Source organism: Mesorhizobium sp. B2-8-9 (genome assembly GCF_006439475.1).
Classification (GTDB): domain Bacteria; phylum Pseudomonadota; class Alphaproteobacteria; order Rhizobiales; family Rhizobiaceae; genus Mesorhizobium.
Window position 1 is genome coordinate 243,970 of the sequence record NZ_VFTQ01000001.1, and the last position, 20,059, is coordinate 264,028.

General features: G+C 63.1%; 20 protein-coding genes. 8 read left to right on the top strand and 12 right to left on the bottom strand.

All coding sequences use genetic code 11. From position 1 onward, the window contains the following. The first annotated feature begins 88 nt into the window (after nucleotides 1–88). Both FJ423_RS01265 and FJ423_RS01270 read left to right on the top strand, forming a co-directional pair. Complete coding sequence (locus tag FJ423_RS01265) at nucleotides 89–739, top strand: dihydrofolate reductase family protein (protein ID WP_140838518.1); 651 nt, start codon at nucleotides 89–91, stop codon at nucleotides 737–739. A gap of 80 nt (nucleotides 740–819) precedes the next feature. Next, nucleotides 820–1,467, top strand: coding sequence for a glutathione S-transferase family protein (locus FJ423_RS01270; RefSeq protein WP_095766611.1), 648 nt, complete (start codon nucleotides 820–822; stop codon nucleotides 1,465–1,467). A gap of 7 nt (nucleotides 1,468–1,474) precedes the next feature. Here the strand turns inward: FJ423_RS01270 and FJ423_RS01275 are convergent, their stop codons facing one another. Then, nucleotides 1,475–2,341 carry a LysR substrate-binding domain-containing protein gene (locus FJ423_RS01275; protein ID WP_140838520.1) on the bottom strand — a complete coding sequence of 289 codons (867 nt, stop codon included), beginning with the start codon at nucleotides 2,339–2,341 and terminating at the stop codon, nucleotides 1,475–1,477. Between the two features lie 99 nt (nucleotides 2,342–2,440). Here FJ423_RS01275 and FJ423_RS01280 point away from each other — a divergent pair, with 99 nt between their 5' ends. Continuing rightward, nucleotides 2,441–3,040, top strand: coding sequence for a LysE family translocator (locus FJ423_RS01280; RefSeq protein WP_140838522.1), 600 nt, complete (start codon nucleotides 2,441–2,443; stop codon nucleotides 3,038–3,040). Between the two features lie 177 nt (nucleotides 3,041–3,217). Here FJ423_RS01280 and FJ423_RS01285 read toward each other — a convergent pair whose 3' ends face one another. After that, nucleotides 3,218–4,012, bottom strand: a complete 795-nt coding sequence (locus FJ423_RS01285; RefSeq protein ID WP_140838524.1) for an SDR family oxidoreductase — start codon at nucleotides 4,010–4,012, stop codon at nucleotides 3,218–3,220. 189 nt (nucleotides 4,013–4,201) lie between these two features. Here FJ423_RS01285 and FJ423_RS01290 point away from each other — a divergent pair, with 189 nt between their 5' ends. After that, nucleotides 4,202–4,666, top strand: a complete 465-nt coding sequence (locus FJ423_RS01290) for a MarR family winged helix-turn-helix transcriptional regulator (RefSeq protein WP_095766733.1) — start codon at nucleotides 4,202–4,204, stop codon at nucleotides 4,664–4,666. Between the two features lie 31 nt (nucleotides 4,667–4,697). Here the strand turns inward: FJ423_RS01290 and FJ423_RS01295 are convergent, their stop codons facing one another. Then, on the bottom strand, nucleotides 4,698–5,876 hold the full coding sequence (locus FJ423_RS01295; protein ID WP_140838526.1) for an MFS transporter: 1,179 nt from the start codon (nucleotides 5,874–5,876) through the stop codon (nucleotides 4,698–4,700). A gap of 192 nt (nucleotides 5,877–6,068) precedes the next feature. Here FJ423_RS01295 and FJ423_RS01300 point away from each other — a divergent pair, with 192 nt between their 5' ends. The 4 genes from FJ423_RS01300 to carB all read left to right on the top strand — a co-directional run bounded on the left by FJ423_RS01300 (nucleotide 6,069) and on the right by carB (nucleotide 11,831). Then, nucleotides 6,069–6,425: a helix-turn-helix transcriptional regulator gene (locus tag FJ423_RS01300; RefSeq protein ID WP_140838528.1), complete on the top strand. Its 357-nt coding sequence runs from the start codon at nucleotides 6,069–6,071 to the stop codon at nucleotides 6,423–6,425. A 37-nt stretch (nucleotides 6,426–6,462) separates the two neighbouring features. Then, nucleotides 6,463–7,272: a metallophosphoesterase family protein gene (locus tag FJ423_RS01305; RefSeq protein ID WP_140838530.1), complete on the top strand. Its 810-nt coding sequence runs from the start codon at nucleotides 6,463–6,465 to the stop codon at nucleotides 7,270–7,272. Next, the gene (locus tag FJ423_RS01310) at nucleotides 7,256–8,083 is read left to right on the top strand and encodes an SH3 domain-containing protein (protein ID WP_140838532.1); all 828 of its coding nucleotides are present in this window, start codon (nucleotides 7,256–7,258) and stop codon (nucleotides 8,081–8,083) included. Before FJ423_RS01305 ends, FJ423_RS01310 begins: the two co-directional genes overlap by 17 nt. A gap of 244 nt (nucleotides 8,084–8,327) precedes the next feature. Continuing rightward, nucleotides 8,328–11,831, top strand: a complete 3,504-nt coding sequence (carB, locus tag FJ423_RS01315) for a carbamoyl-phosphate synthase large subunit (RefSeq protein ID WP_140838534.1) — start codon at nucleotides 8,328–8,330, stop codon at nucleotides 11,829–11,831. 46 nt (nucleotides 11,832–11,877) lie between these two features. Here the strand turns inward: carB and FJ423_RS01320 are convergent, their stop codons facing one another. The 9 genes from FJ423_RS01320 to FJ423_RS01360 all read right to left on the bottom strand — a co-directional run bounded on the left by FJ423_RS01320 (nucleotide 11,878) and on the right by FJ423_RS01360 (nucleotide 20,041). Continuing rightward, on the bottom strand, nucleotides 11,878–12,831 hold the full coding sequence (locus tag FJ423_RS01320) for a hypothetical protein (protein WP_140838536.1): 954 nt from the start codon (nucleotides 12,829–12,831) through the stop codon (nucleotides 11,878–11,880). After that, complete coding sequence (locus tag FJ423_RS01325) at nucleotides 12,828–13,760, bottom strand: HD domain-containing protein (RefSeq protein WP_140838538.1); 933 nt, start codon at nucleotides 13,758–13,760, stop codon at nucleotides 12,828–12,830. The genes FJ423_RS01320 and FJ423_RS01325 overlap by 4 nt, the downstream gene beginning before the upstream one ends. A gap of 183 nt (nucleotides 13,761–13,943) precedes the next feature. Next, nucleotides 13,944–14,336, bottom strand: coding sequence for a RidA family protein (locus FJ423_RS01330; protein ID WP_140838540.1), 393 nt, complete (start codon nucleotides 14,334–14,336; stop codon nucleotides 13,944–13,946). Between the two features lie 226 nt (nucleotides 14,337–14,562). Beyond that, nucleotides 14,563–15,117, bottom strand: a complete 555-nt coding sequence (locus FJ423_RS01335; RefSeq protein ID WP_140838542.1) for a DUF4142 domain-containing protein — start codon at nucleotides 15,115–15,117, stop codon at nucleotides 14,563–14,565. A gap of 114 nt (nucleotides 15,118–15,231) precedes the next feature. Further along, nucleotides 15,232–15,987 (bottom strand): DUF899 family protein, encoded by a 756-nt coding sequence (locus FJ423_RS01340; RefSeq protein WP_140838544.1) that lies wholly within the window; start codon nucleotides 15,985–15,987, stop codon nucleotides 15,232–15,234. A 116-nt stretch (nucleotides 15,988–16,103) separates the two neighbouring features. Then, the gene (locus FJ423_RS01345) at nucleotides 16,104–16,928 is read right to left on the bottom strand and encodes a carbohydrate ABC transporter permease (RefSeq protein ID WP_140838546.1); all 825 of its coding nucleotides are present in this window, start codon (nucleotides 16,926–16,928) and stop codon (nucleotides 16,104–16,106) included. Between the two features lies 1 nt (nucleotide 16,929). Beyond that, nucleotides 16,930–17,844 (bottom strand): sugar ABC transporter permease, encoded by a 915-nt coding sequence (locus tag FJ423_RS01350; RefSeq protein WP_140838842.1) that lies wholly within the window; start codon nucleotides 17,842–17,844, stop codon nucleotides 16,930–16,932. Nucleotides 17,845–17,867: 23 nt separating this feature from the next. Next, entirely contained in the window at nucleotides 17,868–19,091 is a 1,224-nt protein-coding gene (locus FJ423_RS01355) for an ABC transporter substrate-binding protein (protein ID WP_246680061.1), read from the bottom strand. A gap of 452 nt (nucleotides 19,092–19,543) precedes the next feature. Then, complete coding sequence (locus FJ423_RS01360; protein WP_140838550.1) at nucleotides 19,544–20,041, bottom strand: N-acetyltransferase; 498 nt, start codon at nucleotides 20,039–20,041, stop codon at nucleotides 19,544–19,546. Between the last annotated feature and the right edge of the window lie 18 nt (nucleotides 20,042–20,059).

A 20,059-nucleotide genomic window follows, 5' to 3' on the forward strand; every position in this document is an offset into this window, starting at 1 on the left:
TGCGAAGCGGTTTTCCGTCAGGAATGCGTCGAATGCCTTAGGCAGAAATCCGGCCGCGACGGCGCGGATCGTGAAAGGGAGAAGACAGATGCGCAAGATCATCGCCGCCACATTCGTTAGCCTCGACGGTGTCATGCAGGCGCCGGGCGGGCCGGAAGAGGATCCGGTCGGCGGCTTCAAATTCGGCGGCTGGACCTTCCATTATTTTGACGAGGTGGCAGGCGCGGCCATGGAGGAAATGTTCTCCAAGCCGTTCGACCTGCTGCTCGGCCGCAGAACCTACGATATCTTCGCCGCGTACTGGCCGTATCAGAAAGATCCGATCGCGGCTGTCTTCAACCCCGCGGTCAAATATGTGGCGACGCACCGGCCGGATACGCTGACCTGGCAGAACACGCAGTCGCTCGGACCGGATGTCGTTGCAAGGCTCAAGGAGCTCAAGCAGGAAGATGGACCCGACCTGCTCATCCAGGGATCGGGCAATCTGATCCAGACCCTGCTCGCCAACGGGCTGATCGACGAGATCCGGCTGATGACCTTCCCGCTGCTGCTGGGCAAGGGCAAGCGGCTGTTCGGCGACGACGCGATGCCGGCGGCCTTCAAGCTGGTCAAATCGCAGGCTTCCACCACCGGCGTCATCATGGCGACCTATGAGCGCGGAGGCGAAATCCGTACCGGCTCGTTTGCCCAGCAGGAGCCTTCGGAAGCCGAGCTCGAACGGCGCAAAAATTGGAAGTAGCACAAAGCTGTCGCGCGGCGGGCAGACCCGCCGCGCATTGCCTCTCTTTCGAACGACGATTGAACGGTCAGGAGCCGCCAATGATGCCCACGATCACCGCCTTTGAACGATCGCCCGATGGCGGCAGGGGGCTCGCGCGCGACATGCACGTGCGCTGGGCGCTCGAGGAAGTCGGCCAGCCCTATGATATTCGCCTCGTTTCGTTCGATGCGATGAAGCAACCCGCGCACCTTGCGATCAATCCCTTCGGCAGTATCCCGACCTATGAAGAAGGCGATCTCACCCTGTTCGAGTCAGGCGCGATCGTCCTTCACATCGCGGTGCGTCACGCGGGCCTGTTGCCGGAGGACGCGAACGCACGGGCGCGCGCCGTCGCCTGGATGTTCGCAGCCTTCAGCACCATCGAGCAGCCGATCCTGGACCGCGCGACTGCCGTGATTCTGGAGCGCGACGCACCGTGGCACGACCAGCGCCTGCCCTTGGTTGACGACCGCATCCGCAAGCGGCTGGCCGATCTTGCCCGCCATCTCGGCGATAGTGATTGGCTCGATGGCGCCTTCAGCGCCGGCGACCTTGTCATGGTGGGCGTGTTGCGCCGGCTGCAGAGATCGGGACTGCTGAACGAATTCCCGAACGTTGCCGCCTATGTCGCCCGCGGCGAGGCGCGGCCGGCCTTCAAGCGCGCTTTCGACGCGCAATTGGCGGTCGCCATGGCAGCGAAAGGCTGACGCCGCGTCACGCCGCCTGCCGATAGCGGGAAAGACCTTCGCGGATATGGCTGGCAAAAGCCTTTGCGGCTGGCGCGGCGGCATGTTTCGGCAGATGCAGGTTGACGGAGAAATTCGGCAGCGCCGGAAGGCCGGCGTCTGACAATATGTCGAGATCGGCGGGAACCGTCGAGGCAAGCCATGCGGTCACGGCAAGGTCCGAGCGCACCGTCGCGGTCGTGGCATCGATGTTGCCGTTTTCGAACACTGTGCGCCAGTCGAGCCCGTGTTCGCCAAGTGCGGCCAGCACCGCCGGTCGGAAGGCGCAGGTGTCGGCGACGATCGAAACCGGCAGCGGCCGCTTCAGGCGTGCCGTCCCGCCTCTGGCGCCGACCCAGACCAGCCGGTCGACGAGCAGGCATTCGCCAAGGGTCGGGCCGACACGCTCCTCGATGACGGCAAGGTCGATGGTGCCCGCCGCCAGGGCCGCCGCGAGTTCCGGCGAGGACGCGCAGATCAGCGAAATCTCCACCTGCGGATAGGCTTCCGCATAGGCCTTCAGCACGGGCGCGAGCAGCGTGCCGACAAGGTCGTAAGGTACGCCGATCCGCACCTGCCCGGCAACCGCCCTTCCCCTGATCTCGGCAAGGATCTCGTCATTGAGCTGCAGCAAGCGGCGGGCCTTGTCGAGCAGCCGCTCGCCCACCCGCGTCAGCCTCAGGCCGCGGCGGTCGCGCTCGAACAGGCTCTGGCCGAGCACCTGCTCCAGCCGCTTGATCTGCTGGCTGACGGCGCCTTGCGTCAGGTGAAGCGCATTGGCGGCCGCCGTCATGCTGGCCTTGTCGGCGGTGGTGACGAAGGTGCGGATAAGGGTCATGTCGAGATCGCGGATCATGCCCGGTATTATAATCGCTAATGCAAGCCATGCCAAACATTGCATTTACTGATGCTGCCAAGCGCCTAAGCATGTCTGCTCCTCGATTGGGAGGCCCGCATGTCCGACACCATCATCCCGCTGGTCCTGTTCGCGCTGGTCTCGACCTCGACGCCCGGGATCGCCACGACGTTGTCGACCGCGTCGGGCGCACAATTCGGCTTTCGCCGTTCGGTGCCGCTGATGGCCGGCAGCGCCGCGGGGCTGGCTACCGTGGCCGCCGCGGGCGCGGCAGGCCTGGCTGGACTTCTGGCCGCCATTCCATCCCTGCAGCTTGCCATGAAGATCGCCGGCTCGCTCTATCTGATCTGGCTGGCGATCAAGATCGGCCGCAGCGGGCCGCCCAACCTCGACATCGGCATGGCCAGGCCGAACAGCTTTTTCGGCGGCGCCGGCATCCAGTGGATGAATCCGAAAGGCTGGGCCATGGGGCTCGGCGCCGCCGCATCCTTCGCGGCCCTGGCGGATGGCCCGTTGCAGCTTGCGCTGCTGCTGGGCGCCGTGTTCGGGCTGACCGCAGCCTTTTCGCTGTCGCTGTGGTGCGTGGCGGGAACCCTGCTTGCCCGTCTGCTCAAGACGGAGCGCCAGTGGCGCGCGCTCAATATCGTGCTCGGCCTGTTGCTGGCCGCCTCGATCCTGCAGATGTGGCGGCCGGTGTAGTGCTGTTCCTCGCCCCCACGAAGGTGGGGGAGAGGTGGCTCGGCGAAGCCGAGACGGAGAGGGGACTGGCGCCGCCCTGACCAAGGATCCGGCGACGAACTCGCCCTATGAAAGCCCCCTCTCCGGCCGCTTCGCGGCCACCTCTCCCCCACTCCGTGGGGGCGAGGAACCTAGTTCTCAGACCGCGTAGCGCGCCGCCGGCTTGCCGGAGAACAGGCTCCCGAAGAACTGGTTCCGGGCACCGAGATAGGTGGCCAGCCCAGCCGCATCGGCAAGGCCGGGCGCGGTGACGGTCTCGCCCTGAGCGAACCCGGCAAGCGCCGCGTCGACCAGATCGTCGGCGCTCATGATCCAGTCCGGATTGATCCCGTCAAGGCTGATTCCGGAGACGTCCCACAACTCGGTGCGGACCGGTCCGGGCACGACGGACTGGACTTTCACATTGGTGCCGGCGACTTCCTTCTGCAGCGCTTCCGTGAAGTTGGCGACATAGGCCTTGGTGCCGCTGTAAATACCGCCGACGGCGATGCCATAGGCAACGACCGAGGCGATGTTGATGATCCCGCCGCGATTGCGCGCAAGCAGGCCGGGCAGCACCGCGCGGGTCAGCCGGGTCAGCGCCACGACATTGACCTTGATCATGCGCTCGGCCGCGTCGGCGTCGGCGTCGGCGATCGTCTCCAGGCCACCCACGCCGGCATTGTTGACCAACAGCGTCACGCTGTCATCCGCCGCCACCGCCTGCTCGACGCGGCGCAAATCGGCATCGACCGCAAGGTCGGCGATGATCGTCTCGACCTTGCGGCCATAGGCATAGGCCAGCTTGTCCGCCAACTCCCGCAGCCGGTCGGCGCGCCGCGCCACCAGCACCAGATCGTATCCCTGCCCTGCCAGCCGGTCTGCATAGACCGCGCCTATGCCCGACGAGGCGCCAGTGATGACGGCCGTGCCTTTATTGTCCTTCGTGCTCATTGTCCTGTTCCTTTGTTTGCTTCGCTTGGCCCAGCGCCGACCATCCGATCATCTGCCGGGCTTCTGATCCGACTTAGTGGCATATGCCACTTTCGGCGAAGTAGGTATATGCCACTATCTTGTCAACGGCGGCGGCGAAAACTATTTCTGCGGCAGGCTGGCGCGTCGACGCGCCGGCGAGGAGTGATCATGACCGAAGCTCACAAGCCCGGATTCAGCGACTGCAACAACGCCACGCTGCGCCGTGCCGCGCGCAGTCTCGGCCGCTTCTACGACGACGCGCTGGCGCCTTCGGGCCTGAAGAGCACGCAGTTCGGGCTGCTCTTTCAGATCCACATCAGCGACGAGCCGGCAATGGGCACCATCGCCGAAGCGCTGATCATGGATCTGTCCGCGCTCGGCCATACGCTGAAGCCGCTGATCCGCGACGGCTATGTCCAGACCTTCCCCGACAAGGACGACCGCCGCGTCAAGCGCGTGCGGCTGACGCCGCGAGGACAGGCCAAGCTCGACGAGGCGCTCAAGCTGTGGAGCGTCGCGCAGCGGCAGTTCGAGAAAAAGGTTGGTGCGGAGCAGGCGGCAAAGCTGCGTGCGGCGCTGGACGCGGTGGCTGATCTCGATCTGGAAATGCCGACGGTCGCTCATTCGCTCTGAAGAAGCGGCCGCCGATCAGGCTTTGAAACCGTTACTCGGCCGGCATCGCCACTGGCCGGGCGAACACCCGGCCGGCGAGCACGACGCCCAGCCCGACGATCGGGAACACCGCGGCGATCAGGCCGAGATCGGCCGGAGCGCCGAAGCGCAGCACCGCGGCGCCGACCACCGCGCCCATGGCGACGCCCAGATAGAGCGCCGAGGCGTTGAGCGACAGCACGATCGGCGCAGCGTCGGGCGCCAGCTTGATGATGCGGCTCGCCTGCGCCGGCGGGAAGGCCCAGCCGACGATGCCCCACGGCACCATCATACCCATCAGCGCCGGCCCGGCGATATGATGCGGCAAGAAGGTCGGGATCACCGAGAAGGTGGCGAGCATCGCGGCGGAGAGCGCCAGCGACCAGGCGACGGTTCGGGTGGCGCCGAAGCGGTCGGCGGCCTGCCCGCCGGCGATGTTTCCGATGACGGCGCCGACGCCGAAGGCGAGCAGCATGCCCGGCAGTGCGATCGGGGAGAGCCCGCCGCCTTCTATGGCCAAGGGCGCGATGAAGGCAAAGACCGTGAAGGCTCCGATCAGCGCCAGCACCGTGGTCAGCAGGATCGGCATCACGCCGGGCCGCACTGCCGCCGCCAGCCGCGCCCTCAGCGGCAGCTTGGTGCCGACGATGCCGCGCGGCAACCGGTACCACAGGATCGCACCGGCCAGCGCGCCGAGCCCGGCAATGGCGAAGAAAGTGCCGCGCCAGCCGGCAATGGCCGCTACCAGCGCGCCGAGCGGCGCGCCGACGGCAACCGCCACAGTGGTGCCGCCGACGACGACGGCGATGGCGCGCGCCCGGTGGTGGTCGTCGACCAGTGCCACTGCCGTGCCTTGCGCGGTCGCTGCGAACAGGCCCGACGACAGCGCCATGACGATGCGGGCGATCAAAAGCACCTCGAAGGAGGAACTGAGCGCGGCAGCAACATTGCCAAGGACGAAGAACACCAGCGTCCACAAGATGACGCGCCGCCGGTCCCATTCGCCGGTCAGCGTCGCCAGCACCGGCGCGCCGAACGCATAGGCGAGCGCGAAGGCGGTGATCAGCGAGCCGGCGAGCGGCACGGAGATGCCGGCGTCAGTGGCGATGTCGGGAAGAAGGCTGGAGATGACGAAGCCTTCGGTCGAGATCGCGAACGATCCGAGCGCAAGCCAGAAGATCCGCTTGTCCATGGAAGCTGTCCTTAGTTCAAAAGTTATTGAACAATTGGACATAGCGGGGCATGATGTCAACCGAGCCGGGATAAAATAGCTGAACCCTGCTGACAGCCCTGTGTCAGGACGGGCCGAAAGGAAGAGGCTATGTCTGTCGGCAGAAAAGGAAGCCGCGTTGAAGTTCGTGCCGTTTGTGCTTAATTCTGGGCCATGAGCCTGCCCCATCCAACCGCCGACCAGATCAGCCTGCCGATCGTGCTCGCCGTGCTCGGCGACCCGACCCGGCTTGCCATTGTCCGCTATCTGGCTCGCAAGGAAGGCGTGCCGATGAACTGCAGCAAGTTCCTCGACCTCGCCTCCAAGACCAATCTCAGCTACCACCTCGCCAAGCTGCGCGAGGCTGGCGTCACCCGCAGCGAGGCTGCCGGCACCAGCCGGCTTATAACGCTGCGCCGCGACGACCTCGACAAGCGCTTTCCCGGCCTGCTCGACAGCGTGATCGCCGCGGCTGACGGCGACAAGGATCTGCCGGCGGTCGGCACCTCCGAGATGGAACTCGAGGCCTGATTGCGGCGCTGACGAAATTGCCTGTCATGGAGCTCTCATGCGCATCGCAGTAGTGGCCGACATCCACGGCAACGTGCTCGCCTTGGACTCTGTGCTCGACGATCTGAACCAGCGAGGCGGCGCCGACATCATCGTCAATCTCGGCGACTGCGTGTCTGGCCCGCTCTGGCCGCGCCAGACGATGGAACGGCTGCAGGCGCTCAATCTGGCGACGGTGCGCGGCAATCACGACCGCCGCGTCGCCCAGGACGTGGCCGATGAAGCCATGTGGCCGTCCGACCGCTACGCCCAGGAGCGGTTGACCGCGCCGCAGCGCGCGGCGTTGCTCGCCCTGCCGCTCACATTGGAGATCGTGCCCGGCGTCATAGCCTTCCACGCCCGGCCGGACCATGACGAAAAATATCTTTCCGACGCCATTGTCGACGGCCAGTTGGTGCGCGCGCCGCTCGCCGCGATCAGGCGCCGGCTGAAGCCGCTCGATCCGGCCTGCCGCCTGGTGCTGTGCGGCCACAGCCATCGCAACGAGCTGATCCGCATCCCCGACGGTCCGGTCATCTTCAACCCCGGCAGCGTCGGCTGCCCCGCCTATGTCGATGACACGCCGCCGGCGCATGTCTCCGAGCAAGGCTCGCCGCATGCCCGCTACGGCATCGTCGAGCTGGACGTGCCCGGCCGCGCCGACCGCTTCCAGGCGATCGCGGTGGACTACGACCATGAAGCCGCCGCAAAGCAGGCCGAACAGGCGGGACGGCCGGAATGGGCACACGCGCTGCGGACCGGATTTATGAGGATTGAGCGGAGTTCATATCCCGATCGAGCGGAGCCTATGCATGAAGCGCAGGGTTAGGCTCCCATCGACGCTGCTCTTCGTCGCTCCATTGCTGGCGGCGGCCCTGCCGGCCATGGCCCAGGATGCGCCGGGACCCATCGTTTCGATTATCGGCGGCCTGGCGCCGGACGATCTCCTCAATATCCGCGTCACCGCTTCGCCGAGTGGAAAGGTGGCGGCGCGGCTGCCCAACGGCACGGCCGTCAAGAATTTCGGCTGCAACGTCGTCAACGGCTATCCCTGGTGCAAGGTCGAGGATACGCAGGACGCGCATATCGTCGGTTGGGCGCCCGCCCGCTATCTCAGCCCCAACAACCCTGCGCCGGCGCCTGAAGATGCCGCCGCGCCGGCGACGGATGCAAACCTGCCAGGGGAAGCCAACGCGCCCGAGTCTTCCGAAGAACCGCAGCCGGACATTGCGGCGCGCCTGGGCCGCAGCGAGCCAGCCGCTCCGCCAACGGCAATCGATATCAGCGTAATCGCCATGCGGGATGCCTACGCCCTCGCCTTCGCGGCCTCGGCAACCTCTCAGGCCGATGCCCCTGCCCCCGATGCCAGCGGCATCCCCTGCGCCCGCCATGTCGGCCAGCCGATGACCCGCTGCGAAATCAGTGTCGCGCATGAGGGCGGCGACAGCGTCGTGACCGTGACCTGGCCGGACGGCGGCACCCGCCTCATCAATTTCCGCGACGGCAAGCCCGCCGGCTCCGACTCCTCCGACGAATTCCGTTTCACCCGCGAAGGCAGCCTCAACATGATCCGCATTGGCGTTTCCGAGCGCTTCGAGATCACGGACGCACTGGCGTTGGGTACTGATACAGGGGAATAAGGCAGTAGGGCAGTAGGGAAGAGAGCCCCTACTGCCCTACTGCCCTACTGCCCTACTGCCCTACTGCCCTACTGCCCTACTCCCTACTCCCTACTCCCCTACTCCCTCATTTTCGGGGTTACATCCGCCAAAACTCTTCCCTATAAGGCCCTCCTAGCCTGATACCAGAATCGCAAGCACAACCGGCCGGGTCCTTCCCGCCCGGTTTTTCGTGCAAGCTGCTCGCCGAACGGAACCCGTAGACATGCCAAGACGCACCGACATCAAGTCGATCCTGATCATCGGGGCCGGCCCCATCGTCATCGGCCAGGCTTGCGAGTTCGACTATTCCGGCACCCAGGCCTGCAAGGCGCTGAAGGAAGAGGGCTTCCGCGTCATCCTGGTCAACTCCAATCCGGCCACCATCATGACCGATCCGGAGCTGGCCGACGCCACCTATATCGAGCCGATCACGCCCGAAGTGGTGGCCAAGATCATCGCCAAGGAGCGGCCGGACGCGCTGCTGCCGACCATGGGCGGCCAGACCGCGCTCAACACCGCGCTGTCGCTGCGCCGCATGGGCGTGCTCGAGCGCTATCAGGTAGAGATGATCGGCGCCGACGCGGCAGCCATCGACAAGGCCGAGGATCGCGCGCTGTTCCGCGAGGCGATGAGCAAGATCGGGCTGGAGACGCCGAAGTCGATGCTTGCCAACGCCACCGACGTCAAGAACGCCGACCGCAAGACGCATGAGGCCGAGCGCGCCGCGCTGAAGGCCGAACACCCCGAAAACCTCGACGCCGCGCTCGATGCGCTGGAAACCCGCTGGAACCTCGGCGAAGGCGATCGCAAGCAGCGCTATATCAGCCACGCCATGGCGATCGCCGCCCAGGCGCTCGACCATGTCGGCCTGCCGGCCATCATCCGCCCCTCCTTCACCATGGGCGGCACCGGCGGCGGCATCGCCTACAACCGCGCCGAATTCTACGACATCGTCCAGTCCGGCCTCGACGCCTCGCCCACCACCGAGGTGCTGATCGAGGAGAGCGTGCTCGGCTGGAAGGAGTATGAGATGGAGGTCGTCCGCGACAAGGCGGACAATTGCATCATCATCTGCTCGATCGAGAACCTCGATCCGATGGGCGTGCATACCGGCGATTCCATCACCGTCGCGCCGGCGCTGACGCTAACCGACAAGGAATATCAGATGATGCGCAACGCCTCGATCGCGGTGCTGCGCGAGATCGGTGTCGAGACCGGCGGTTCCAACGTGCAGTTCGCCGTCAACCCGGCCGACGGCCGGCTGGTGGTCATCGAGATGAACCCGCGCGTCTCGCGCTCCTCCGCGCTTGCCTCGAAGGCCACCGGCTTCCCGATCGCCAAGGTCGCGGCCAAGCTTGCCGTCGGCTACACGCTGGACGAGCTGGAGAACGATATCACCGGTGGCGCGACGCCGGCCTCGTTCGAGCCGACCATCGACTATGTGGTGACGAAGATCCCGCGCTTTGCCTTCGAGAAATTCCCGGGCGCCGAGCCGGTGCTGACCACTGCCATGAAGTCGGTGGGCGAAGTGATGGCCATCGGCCGCACTTTTCAGGAATCGCTGCAGAAGGCTTTGCGCGGACTGGAAACCGGTCTCACCGGATTGGACGAGATCGAGATTCCGGGCCTTGGTCACGGGAGCACCGCCGCAAGCCACGCCGACGACCGCAACGCGATCCGTGCCGCGCTTGGCACGCCGACGCCGGACCGGCTGCGCATGGTGGCGCAGGCGATCCGCATGGGCACCTCGCTGGAAGACGTGCACGCCATGTGCAAGATCGACCCGTGGTTCCTCGAGCAGATCGCCGGCATCATCGCCATGGAGGAACGCGTCCGCGAGCACGGCCTGCCGCAGGATGCCGTCAATCTGCGCATGCTGAAGGCGATGGGTTTTTCCGACGCCCGCCTCGCCTCGCTGACGAAGACCGACGCGGAAGCGATTCAGAAGGCAAGGCAAAAGCTCGACGTTCATCCGGTCTACAAGCGCATCGACACCTGCGCGGCCGAGTTCGCCTCGCCGACCGCCTATATGTACTCGACCTATGAAGTGCCCTTCGTCGGCGAGCCCGCCAACGAGGCGCGCGTGTCGTCGCGCAAGAAGGTCGTCATCCTCGGCGGCGGCCCGAACCGCATCGGCCAGGGCATCGAGTTTGACTATTGCTGCTGTCATGCCGCCTTCGCGCTGCGCGACGCCGGCTATGAAGCGATCATGGTCAACTGCAACCCGGAGACGGTCTCGACCGACTACGACACCTCAGACCGGCTCTATTTCGATCCGCTGACGGCGGAGGACGTGCTGGAGATCCTGCGCGCCGAGCAGGCCTCCGGCGAGTTGGTCGGCGTCATCGTCCAGTTCGGCGGCCAGACGCCGCTGAAGCTGGCCGACGCGCTGGAGAAGGCCGGCATCCCGATCCTCGGCACCTCGCCCGACATGATCGACCTGGCGGAGGACCGCGACCGTTTCCAGAAGCTCTTGCATAAGCTCAACCTCAGCCAGCCGAAGAACGGCATCGCCTATTCGGTCGAGCAGGCGCGCCTCGTCGCCGGCGAGCTCGGCTTCCCGCTGGTGGTGCGCCCGTCCTATGTGCTCGGCGGCCGCGCCATGCAGATCATCCATGACGAGGGCATGCTGCAGACCTATCTGCTCGACACCGTGCCCGGCCTGGTGCCGGAGGACATCAAGCAGAAATACCCCAACGACAAGACCGGCCAGATCAACACGCTGCTCGGCAAGAACCCGCTGCTGTTCGACACCTATCTCTCCGGCGCCATCGAGGTCGATGTCGATTGCCTGTGCGACGGCAAGGATACTTTCGTCTCCGGCATTCTGGAGCATATCGAGGAAGCCGGCATCCATTCGGGCGATAGCGCCTGCTCGCTCCCCGTTCACTCGCTGCCCGCCGACCTCGTCGACGAGCTGGAGCGCCAGACGGCGGCCTTGGCTCGCGCGCTCACCGTCGGCGGCCTGATGAATGTGCAATATGCGATCAAGGACGGCACGGTCTATGTGCTGGAGGTGAACCCCCGCGCCTCGCGCACCGTGCCCTTCGTCGCCAAGACCATCGGGCGTCCGATCGCCAAGATCGCCGCCCGCATCATGGCCGGCGAGACGCTTGAAAACGCCTTCGCCCATTACGGCGCCATGCCCGACGCGCGCAACCCGGGCCACATCGCGGTCAAGGAAGCCGTCTTCCCCTTCGCCCGCTTCCCCGGCGTCGACATCCTGCTCGGCCCGGAGATGCGCTCGACCGGCGAGGTGATGGGCCTCGACCGCGACTTTGCGCTGGCCTTCGCCAAGAGCCAGCTCGGAGCGGGTGTCGACCTGCCACGCTCCGGCACGCTCTTCGTCTCCGTGCGCGACGAGGACAAGGCCGGCATCCTGCCGGCCGTGAAACGCCTCGCCGGCCAGGGCTTCAAGGTCCTCGCCACCTCCGGCACCGCCCGTTTCCTCGCCGAGAACGGCGTGACGGCCGAAAAGATCAACAAGGTGCTGGAAGGCCGCCCCCACATCGAGGACGCCATCCGCAACCGCCAGGTCCAGATCGTCTTCAACACGACGGACGGCCAGAAAGCGGTGTCGGACTCGAAGTCGCTGCGCCGCGCGACGCTGATGCAGAAGGTGCCGTATTACACGACGCTATCGGGGGCCGCTGCGGTGGCCGAGGCGATTGCAGCGCTAAGGGCGGGGAATCTCGAGGTGAGGCCGCTGCAGGAGTATTTTGGGTGAGACTTCGGGGTCCCTGCATTACACTCTCGGAGTGCTGCATCCTATTCTAAAACATAATGGCTCTATGTATCGGATGACTGCTATCATAGTGCCGAACGAATGCGCTTCGCAACGACATCGAAAAATGATGCCCATCATTCTTTAACGAACGGAATAACTCGCTCCTTCTAACTTCCTCTTTGTCTCTTCCTTCAAGATGCTCTCTTACCTCTTTGTTAGCCATATTTTTTAAAAACTCACTATAGTAAGTTAGCGGCTCGAAGGCGTCCTCTCTCAATACGAGCAACATCCGCTCTATCGGAGTCTTCTTGATTAAATTATAACAAATCTCTCGCTTCTGAATGGCGCTGCGTTGCGCCGTCTCAGCACATATCAACAGTCCAGAGAAGTAAATCAATTTTCTTGAGAAGACAAGCTTTATATTACGAATACCCCATGGCTTATTATCTTCCTCGGTCTTAAATTCAAAATCTACACATATTGTTCTATAGTATCTAATAATGTCATTCAGCAAGAACAAAGAAAGTTGGTGATCCGTAATTAGGTCAGAAATATATCTTCTAAGCATTGAGTGAACAAGACCAAAGTATGAATTGATATCTCCTATAGGCATCGACTCCAAAATAAGTAGCATTCTCTGAGTTATTTTCTCGTTACTGTCAGAAGATCCACCTATATTATAAAGGGTGTCTTCGTAATTGGATACACTATTTTCGCCAAAGATCCCGGTGGAGCCGGGTTTCTTCAGCCCGGCAGCATCGTGCGCGGCTTGCCAAAGCTCCTTGGCAGCGGCTGTCGAACCACTTTTTTGCACAACAAAAGCGTCAAAATCAGATCCATCTACAGTCTCTTTACGCGCAAGCGATCCATTCACTACTAAAAAGACGCCCGTCCCAGCGTAAGCATCGTTCAAGGCATTCAGCTTAGCGATGCGCTCCTCCGATTGAGAATAGGCCCTCTTGATATAATCAAATCTGTCGTCGAGATCAGATGCGTTCATGCCTTCCCCCCTTTTCTTACATATCGAAGATATAGATCAGATATTGATCTAAGAGATATGGATCTATCTATATAGAATTTTGACGGAACGTATTCCCTTTCATGCTCTATATGCTTGAAGTAAAGCTCGGGCTCCAAACCTATCTCTTCGGCTAGCTCTCGGTCAATCTTTAAATAGTCGCGATAGTCTACGCTCTTTTTCTTGGCCAAAACAAGTTCGATATAAGCGTCTTCAAATTTTGCATATGCGCCGCGCTTCAGAAAATGTTCATAAAAGGACGCCTTGACATTCCAAAACACATCTAAGTTGTCCACATCGTGAGGTGTCAAGTCGTCTCCGTTGCGAAGACTCGCGAGGGAATCCACGGCCCTTAACACATCGAAGGGCAACTGCAATCGAAATGAGGCAATGAAGCGAAGCATCCCATCCAAAGTATCCACATTGATGGGATTGTGAAAAATCCAACTCAACTCATTATCTGTCCCCACACTTATACCTAGAACCCTATCTACGCTCAGCCCAAACTCGGACAATACGGCTGAAACACCCATCTCAGGCGCAGACATGATAAATTCAAGCACGACTTTGTGATTGATATCCGGATTTATTTTCTTAAAGGCCCGCTCTGTGGAGTGCGAAAAAGGGCTATGCCCAAGGTCATGGCAAAGACAAGCTGCAACAGCATACAATCTGTCTTTTTTAGAAATTTCGATATTATCGATTAGCCTTTTTACAAGGAACAGCACACCAAAAGTGTGATCGGAACGGCTAAAATACCATGTATTTTCCTTTGATTTGTGAATATTGTAATAATCGATGGCTCCCAGAAATGAAATCTCTTGAAGGCGGCGAAACGCTTCGGACTTAACCAGGCCCTGAATGAGAGCGCGTTCCGCATTTTCAACCCATGGCTGGTCAAGTGAGGCCATTGCAAATTTCGAACCTTGCTAAGTTTATCCTTGGCGCGGAGTTACTCGGACCTTTTTTATCAAGGACACATATCCACAGGCGATCAACGACTCGCAGATGCATATGCAGACCATATCTAAGTGGCCACCGCTATATGTGGTAGTGCGTCGAACGTTAGCTCATTGGGCTAGGAGAGTCTCCCCTCACGCCACCGCCACGCACTCAATCTCGATATCGAACTCCATCGGCCATGACGCCACCGGCACGAAACTCCGCGCCGGCGGGTTGGTCGAAAAATACTTCGCGTAGACCCGGTTGATGGCGTTGTAGAAGCCGGAATTGACGGCGTAGATGCGCACCATCACCACCTTGTCCAGCGAGGTGCCGGCCGCTTCCAGGCAGTGTTTCAAGGCCTTCAGCGACGCGTCGGTCTGGGCCTCGATGTCGCCGCGCACCATCTCGCCGGTCACCATGTCGACCGGCGGCGTCGCCGAGATGAAGACGAAACCGTTGGCCCGCACCGCTGTCGAGCACGGCAGGCCAAGCGAGCGCACTTTCGCCGACATCACGGGCACTTCAATGACTTCCTTGTCCATGGCGGTCCTCCCTTTGTTTGGCGCGAGCTTATCGCGGCAGCGAGGGAACGCCAGCGCCTCTTCTCCTTCCCCCCTTGTGGGGGAAGGTGGATCGGCGCGCTAGCGCCGAGACGGATGAGGGGTGTTCCAGCGAAATGAGGCGTCGGCATTCCCTGGAGCACCCCTCATCCGACCGAGCTTCGCTCGGCCACCTTCTCCCACAAGGGGAGAAGGGGGAAGGCCCCCCTCACTGATGCGCCACCGCCAGTTCCTTCACATGCTTCTCGTGCATCTTGAGCACCGGCAGCGTCTTCTTGGCGAACTCCTTCATCGCCGGGTCATCGCCGGAATTGGCATAGGTGGAAAACAGCGCGACGGCGTCCTTATGCGCGTCGGCTTGCATCTTGATGTATTTGGCGTCGAATTCCTTGCCGCTCGCAGCCTTCAAGTCGTCGAGCAGCTGCTGCTCCTTAGGCTGCAGCGCGGGGCCGGCCGGCTTGATCGATGCGGTGGTCTGGCCCTGGCTCAGCGCCGTCTTGAAATCCTCGGCCGCCTTGGTGTGATCCTTGACCATCTGAGCGGCGAAGGCCTTGACGTCGGCCGACGCCGACTTCTCTTGCGCCAGCTTGCTCGACTCGATCTCGAACATATTGGCATTCGGCACCGTCGCGACGAAGGTCTGGGTGTCGACCTTGTTCTCGGTCACCATCGGTCCCACGGCGTCTGAATTGTCCGACTGGGCGAACGCGGCGGGCGCGCCGGCAAGAAGCGCGACAGCGACCAGGGGCAGCAGCGTTTTCATCTCGATCTCCGATCCGAAACAGCCCCTCCGCCTTCCCCAACGCGGCACCGGCCCCAGGGTTGCCTAAGAGGTTGCCTCGAAAAGAAGGGCGCGGGCCTGGCGCCCGCGTCGCCATCAGTGGCAGTGCGCGCCGGCGGCGTGCCCGGCATATTGCAGCTGCTCGTGCCAGTTCGGCCGACCTTCGGGCGTGAAATCCATCAGGTTCCAGAGGATCTCGCAGGTGCCGATGCCGCGCGGGTCCTGTCCCGGGTCCGATGGCGCGAAGTCTAGCTCCGACGACCAGAAATGGCGTATGCCGTCACCATCGCGGTGGAACACCGAAAGCAGCGGTATCTGCGCGCCCTCGGCCGTCTCGGAATTGTAGTCGCGCTTGAAAGGATTGCCAGCCGACGAGACGAGCCGCATGTTTCGCCAGCCGCGGTCGCGGCCGAGCGCTACCAGATTGTCGAGCGCGGTCTTCGCCACCACGGCGAAGTTGAAGCCCGCCGCTTCGAGATGGCCGATCGCGCCGTCGAACTGGTCGAGCAGGGCCGTGCAGGAGGGGCATGGCTGGTCCTGCCGGGCAAGCTTCGCCGTCTCGCCGCCTTTCGCCACCTCGCGCGTCTCCTGCGGGTGGCGCGGGAACATCATCTGATAGAGGATCAGCGTATCCTTGCCCGGCGCGAACAGGTCCGACAGCTTGACTTTCGCCGGCCTGCCTTCGCCGTCCAGGGCGGCGAACACATAGTCCTGCGGCACCAAACCACCCGGCGGCAAAGCGCGCCTTGCCTCCGCCACCGCTTCCATGGCGCGACGCAGCTCGATTTCCTTGCGCAGCAATTTTTCGCGCGCGGTGCGATATTTGGCGGATTCATTGGGAAAGGTGATCATGATCGTCTCCTGGCGCCGGCGTCCCGGCGCGGGTTGCTCTACGATCCAAGGACGGCTCGCCGCGACCGGATCCGACATTTCGGCACACGCTTTCCGGTCACTTTTTCGCGTCGCATCTAGCCTTTGACGCCGCCAGCCGTGAGACCCGAGACAATCCTGCGCTGGAAGACGAGCACCAGCACCACCAACGGCACGGTGACAATCACCGAGGCGGCCATGATGTTGCCCCACGGAATCTCGAACTGCGAGTTGCCTGACAGAAGCGCGATCGCCACCGGCACGGTGCGCTGCGTGTTGGTGGAGGTGAAGGTGAGCGCGAACAGGAATTCGTTCCAGGCGCTGATGAAGGCAAGCAGCCCGGTGGTGGCGAGCGCCGGCCACATCAGCGGCAGGAAGATGCGCGTGAGGATGGTCCAGGGCCCGGCGCCGTCGAGGATCGCCGCCTCCTCGATCTCGACCGGCAGGTCGCGCACGAAAGTGCTGAGCACCCAGACCGTGAACGGCAGGGTGAAGATCATGTAGGTCAGGATGAGCGCCAGCAGCGAATTGTAGAGATGCAGCGCCCGGATGATCTCGAACAGTCCGGCAAGTGCCGCGACCTGCGGAAACATCGACACCGACAGGATGGCCAGCATCAGCGCCGAGCGCCCGCGGAAACGAATGCGCGCCAGCGCATAGGCCGCGGTGACGCCGAGCAGCAGCGAGACCGCGACGACCGCGCCGGAGACGATCAGCGAATTGACGAGATTGCGCAGGAAGGGACCTTCGGTCAGCACGTTGCGGTAATTGGCAAGGCTGAACGATTGCGGCCACAGGCCTGCCTGGAACAGCTCTGTTCCCGATTTCAGGCTGGTGACGATTGCGTAGTAGAACGGAAACACCGCGACGAAGACGATCGCCAGGAGCAGCAGGTAGAAGCCGGCGCGCTTCAGCATCTTCATGTCAGCGCCCTCCGTCGAAACTCAGCCGGCCGATGCGGATATAGGCGATGGTGAGCAGGCCGATGATCAGGAAAAGCAGCGTCGAGGCGGCCGAGCCATAGGCGAACTTGTCGAACTCGAACAGGTTCTCGCGCGCGAAGATCGACATTGACTTGGTCTGCACATTGTTCGGCGTCAGCACATAGATCAGGTCGAAGATGCGCAGCGCGTCGAGCGCGCGGAAGATCACCGCCACCATCACCGCCGGCCGGATCAGCGGCAAGGTCACCCGCCAGAAGATCTGCCACGGGTTCGCGCCATCGAGCTTGGCCACCTCGAGAATCTCGCGCGGCAGCATCTGCAGGGCCGCCAGGATCAGCAGCGCCATGAACGGCGTCGTCTTCCAGATGTCGACGATCAGCACGGCGATCATCGCGGTATCGGCATTGGCGGTCCAGGCGATCTTGGTGTCGATCAGGCCGAGATTGAGAAGCGCGACATTGATGATGCCGAACTGGTCGTTGAGCATCCACTGCCACATCTTGGCCGAGACGATGGTCGGGATCGCCCAGGGAATGAGGATGGCGGCCCGCACGATGCCGCGTCCCGGGAATTCGGTGTTGAGCGCAAGCGCCACGATCATGCCCAGCACCGTCTCGCAGGCCACCGAAACCAGGGCAAAGCGCACCGTGTTCCACACCGCGCGCCACCAGACCGGATCGACGAGCAGCCCGTCATAGAGCAGGCGGCCGCTCGGCAGGCGCAGCACCGAAAAGTAATTGTCGAAGCCCACCCATTGCCGCGCGTCGAGGTCCGCCAGCGAAGCATCGGTGAAACCGTAATAGACCGTGCGCAGGAACGGCCAGCCAGCGACGGCGGCGAGCACGAGAAGCATCGGCGCGAGGAACAGCCAGGCCGTGCGCACGCGCCGGCGCATCAGCGGCGATCGCCTTGCCGCGCTCACCAGCCCTTGCCTTTCAGCCTGGTCAGCCTCGCGCCGAGATCGGCCAGATTGTCGGCGGCGGCGCCCTGGCCGGAGATCGTGTCGTGCACGGCAGTCCAGAACTGGCTGGATGCCTCGTTGTACTTGATCCTGGCGGTTGCCGACGGCCTTGGCTGCGCGTTGAGAAAAATCCCTTTCCAGCGCGGCACGATCGGCTGCTGCCGGGCGATGTCGGCGTCGTCATAGAGCGCCGGGATGGTCGGCAGGTTGGACGTTCTCAGCGTCCGGTATTTCTGCATCTCGCGCGACGCGATGAACTTGACCAGCTCGATCGCCTCGTCTGGATGTTTCGAATATCTGGACACCGCAAGATTCCAGCCGCCCAGCGTGGCGGCGGGATGCCCGCCTTCGCCGGCGGGCAGCGGCGCCACGTCGAACTTGCCCTTGATCGGCGAGTTCTCGCTGTTGCCGAGCGCATAGGCGTAGGGCCAGTTGCGCATGAAGACCGCATTGCCGGTCTGCCAGACGCCGCGCGTTTCTTCCTCCTGATAGGCGAGCACGCCCGGCGGCGCGATCGTGCCGATCCAGCCCTTGACCATGTCGAGCGCCGCGGCCGCCTTTGGATTGTCGATGGAGATTTCACCGTCCGGCTCGATGATCCGACCGCCGCCATTCGACATCACCCATTCGAGCGCGTTGCAGGTCAGCCCCTCATAGGCGTTGCCCTGGAAGACGAAGCCCCAGATGTCCTTGTTGCCGGCCGCCCGCTCCTTGTTCATCACGAGCTTCGCGGTATCGGCGAGCTCCTTCCAGGTGGTCGGAACCTTGGCGCCATATTTGTCGAGCAGATCCTTGCGGTAATAGAGCGCCGGCGCGTCGGTGAAGATCGGCAGCGCGATCAGCCTGCCGTTGACCGTCTGCGATTGGATGATCGACGGGAAATGCTCACCCACCACATCTTTGGTGGCCTCCGTCAGGTCGACCAATTGGCTGGCCAGCTGCGGCGCCCAGATGACGTCGGTCTGGTAGACATCGATGTCGCTGCTGCCGGCGGCAAGCCAGAGCCGGTATTGGCCGAACTGGTCCGTGGTCGAGGGCGGGATGACGACGATGTCGACCTTGTTGCCGCTCTTTTTCTCGTAACGGTCGAGTATCTCGCGCAGCACCTTGATGCCGTTGCCGGTATCACCCGACACGATCGACAGTTCCACGGCTCGCGCTTGAACAGCGCCCAGCAGCATGCCGGCGGCCAGGAATGCTGAAGCGAGCTTCACGGGATTGCGGACCTCCCTGCGCGACCGGCGACGCATAGGTCGCGGCTCATCAAGGCCCCTGCGTTGAATGCGCGACGCCGCTTAGGGTTCCCGCGTTGTGCGTGGCCGACCGGGCCAGCAGGTCGGTGAAGCCGATCTCGGTGGCTCGCGCGTCGGCGGCCGTTCCGTCCGCCTCGCTTCACGCAAAGCGGACGGGCTCCGAAACCCCCGCCCCGGAGCCCGCCTGGGAGTGGCTGACGCATGCCGGCACAGCCTCCTCCGACGCCTTGCCCGCGTCGATCCGCCGATCGGCCGCCCGGCACGACGACGAATTAGCATGCCCTAACGTCAGCCTATGTGAAGGAGTTCACAATGTCCGGGCGCAGGCGATTGCAACACCGCGCCGGGAGCCTCCAATACGGGCCGCCGCGCTTTGCGCGTCAGCCTTCCCAGTCGACCGGGATCATGCCGAGCCGCTCGTAGAGCCTGAAGGCCGCGGTGTTCTTCACAATATTAGTCTTGAGATCGACATGGGTCGCCCCGCGCTCGCGAAAGGTCAGGAACACCTGCCGCATCAGCGCCTCGCCGAGGCCTTGCCGTCTCGATTCCGGATGGACGGCGAGATCCTTGACGAAACCGGATATCCAGCAGGGCGCCGCGCCCGCCAGCAGCCCCTTGCCGTCGATCGCCAGGAAGCAGAGAGCGGGATCGAACTCCGCATCGCCGGCAATGCGCGGCCACCACTCGTCGAACGGCCCGTCGGCGCCGTCGTCGAACACCTCTTCCAGCAGCGCGTGCAAGGCTGGCGCGTCCCGGTACTCGAACGCGCGCATGACGAAACCCTGCGGCCAGTGCGGCGCGGTGAGTGTATCGTCGAGCAGCTTGCGCAGGCGGATGTCGTCGGCAGCCGGCAGGCGGGCAATTGTGTTTTCATGCATGGCGCTGTCTCGAAACGC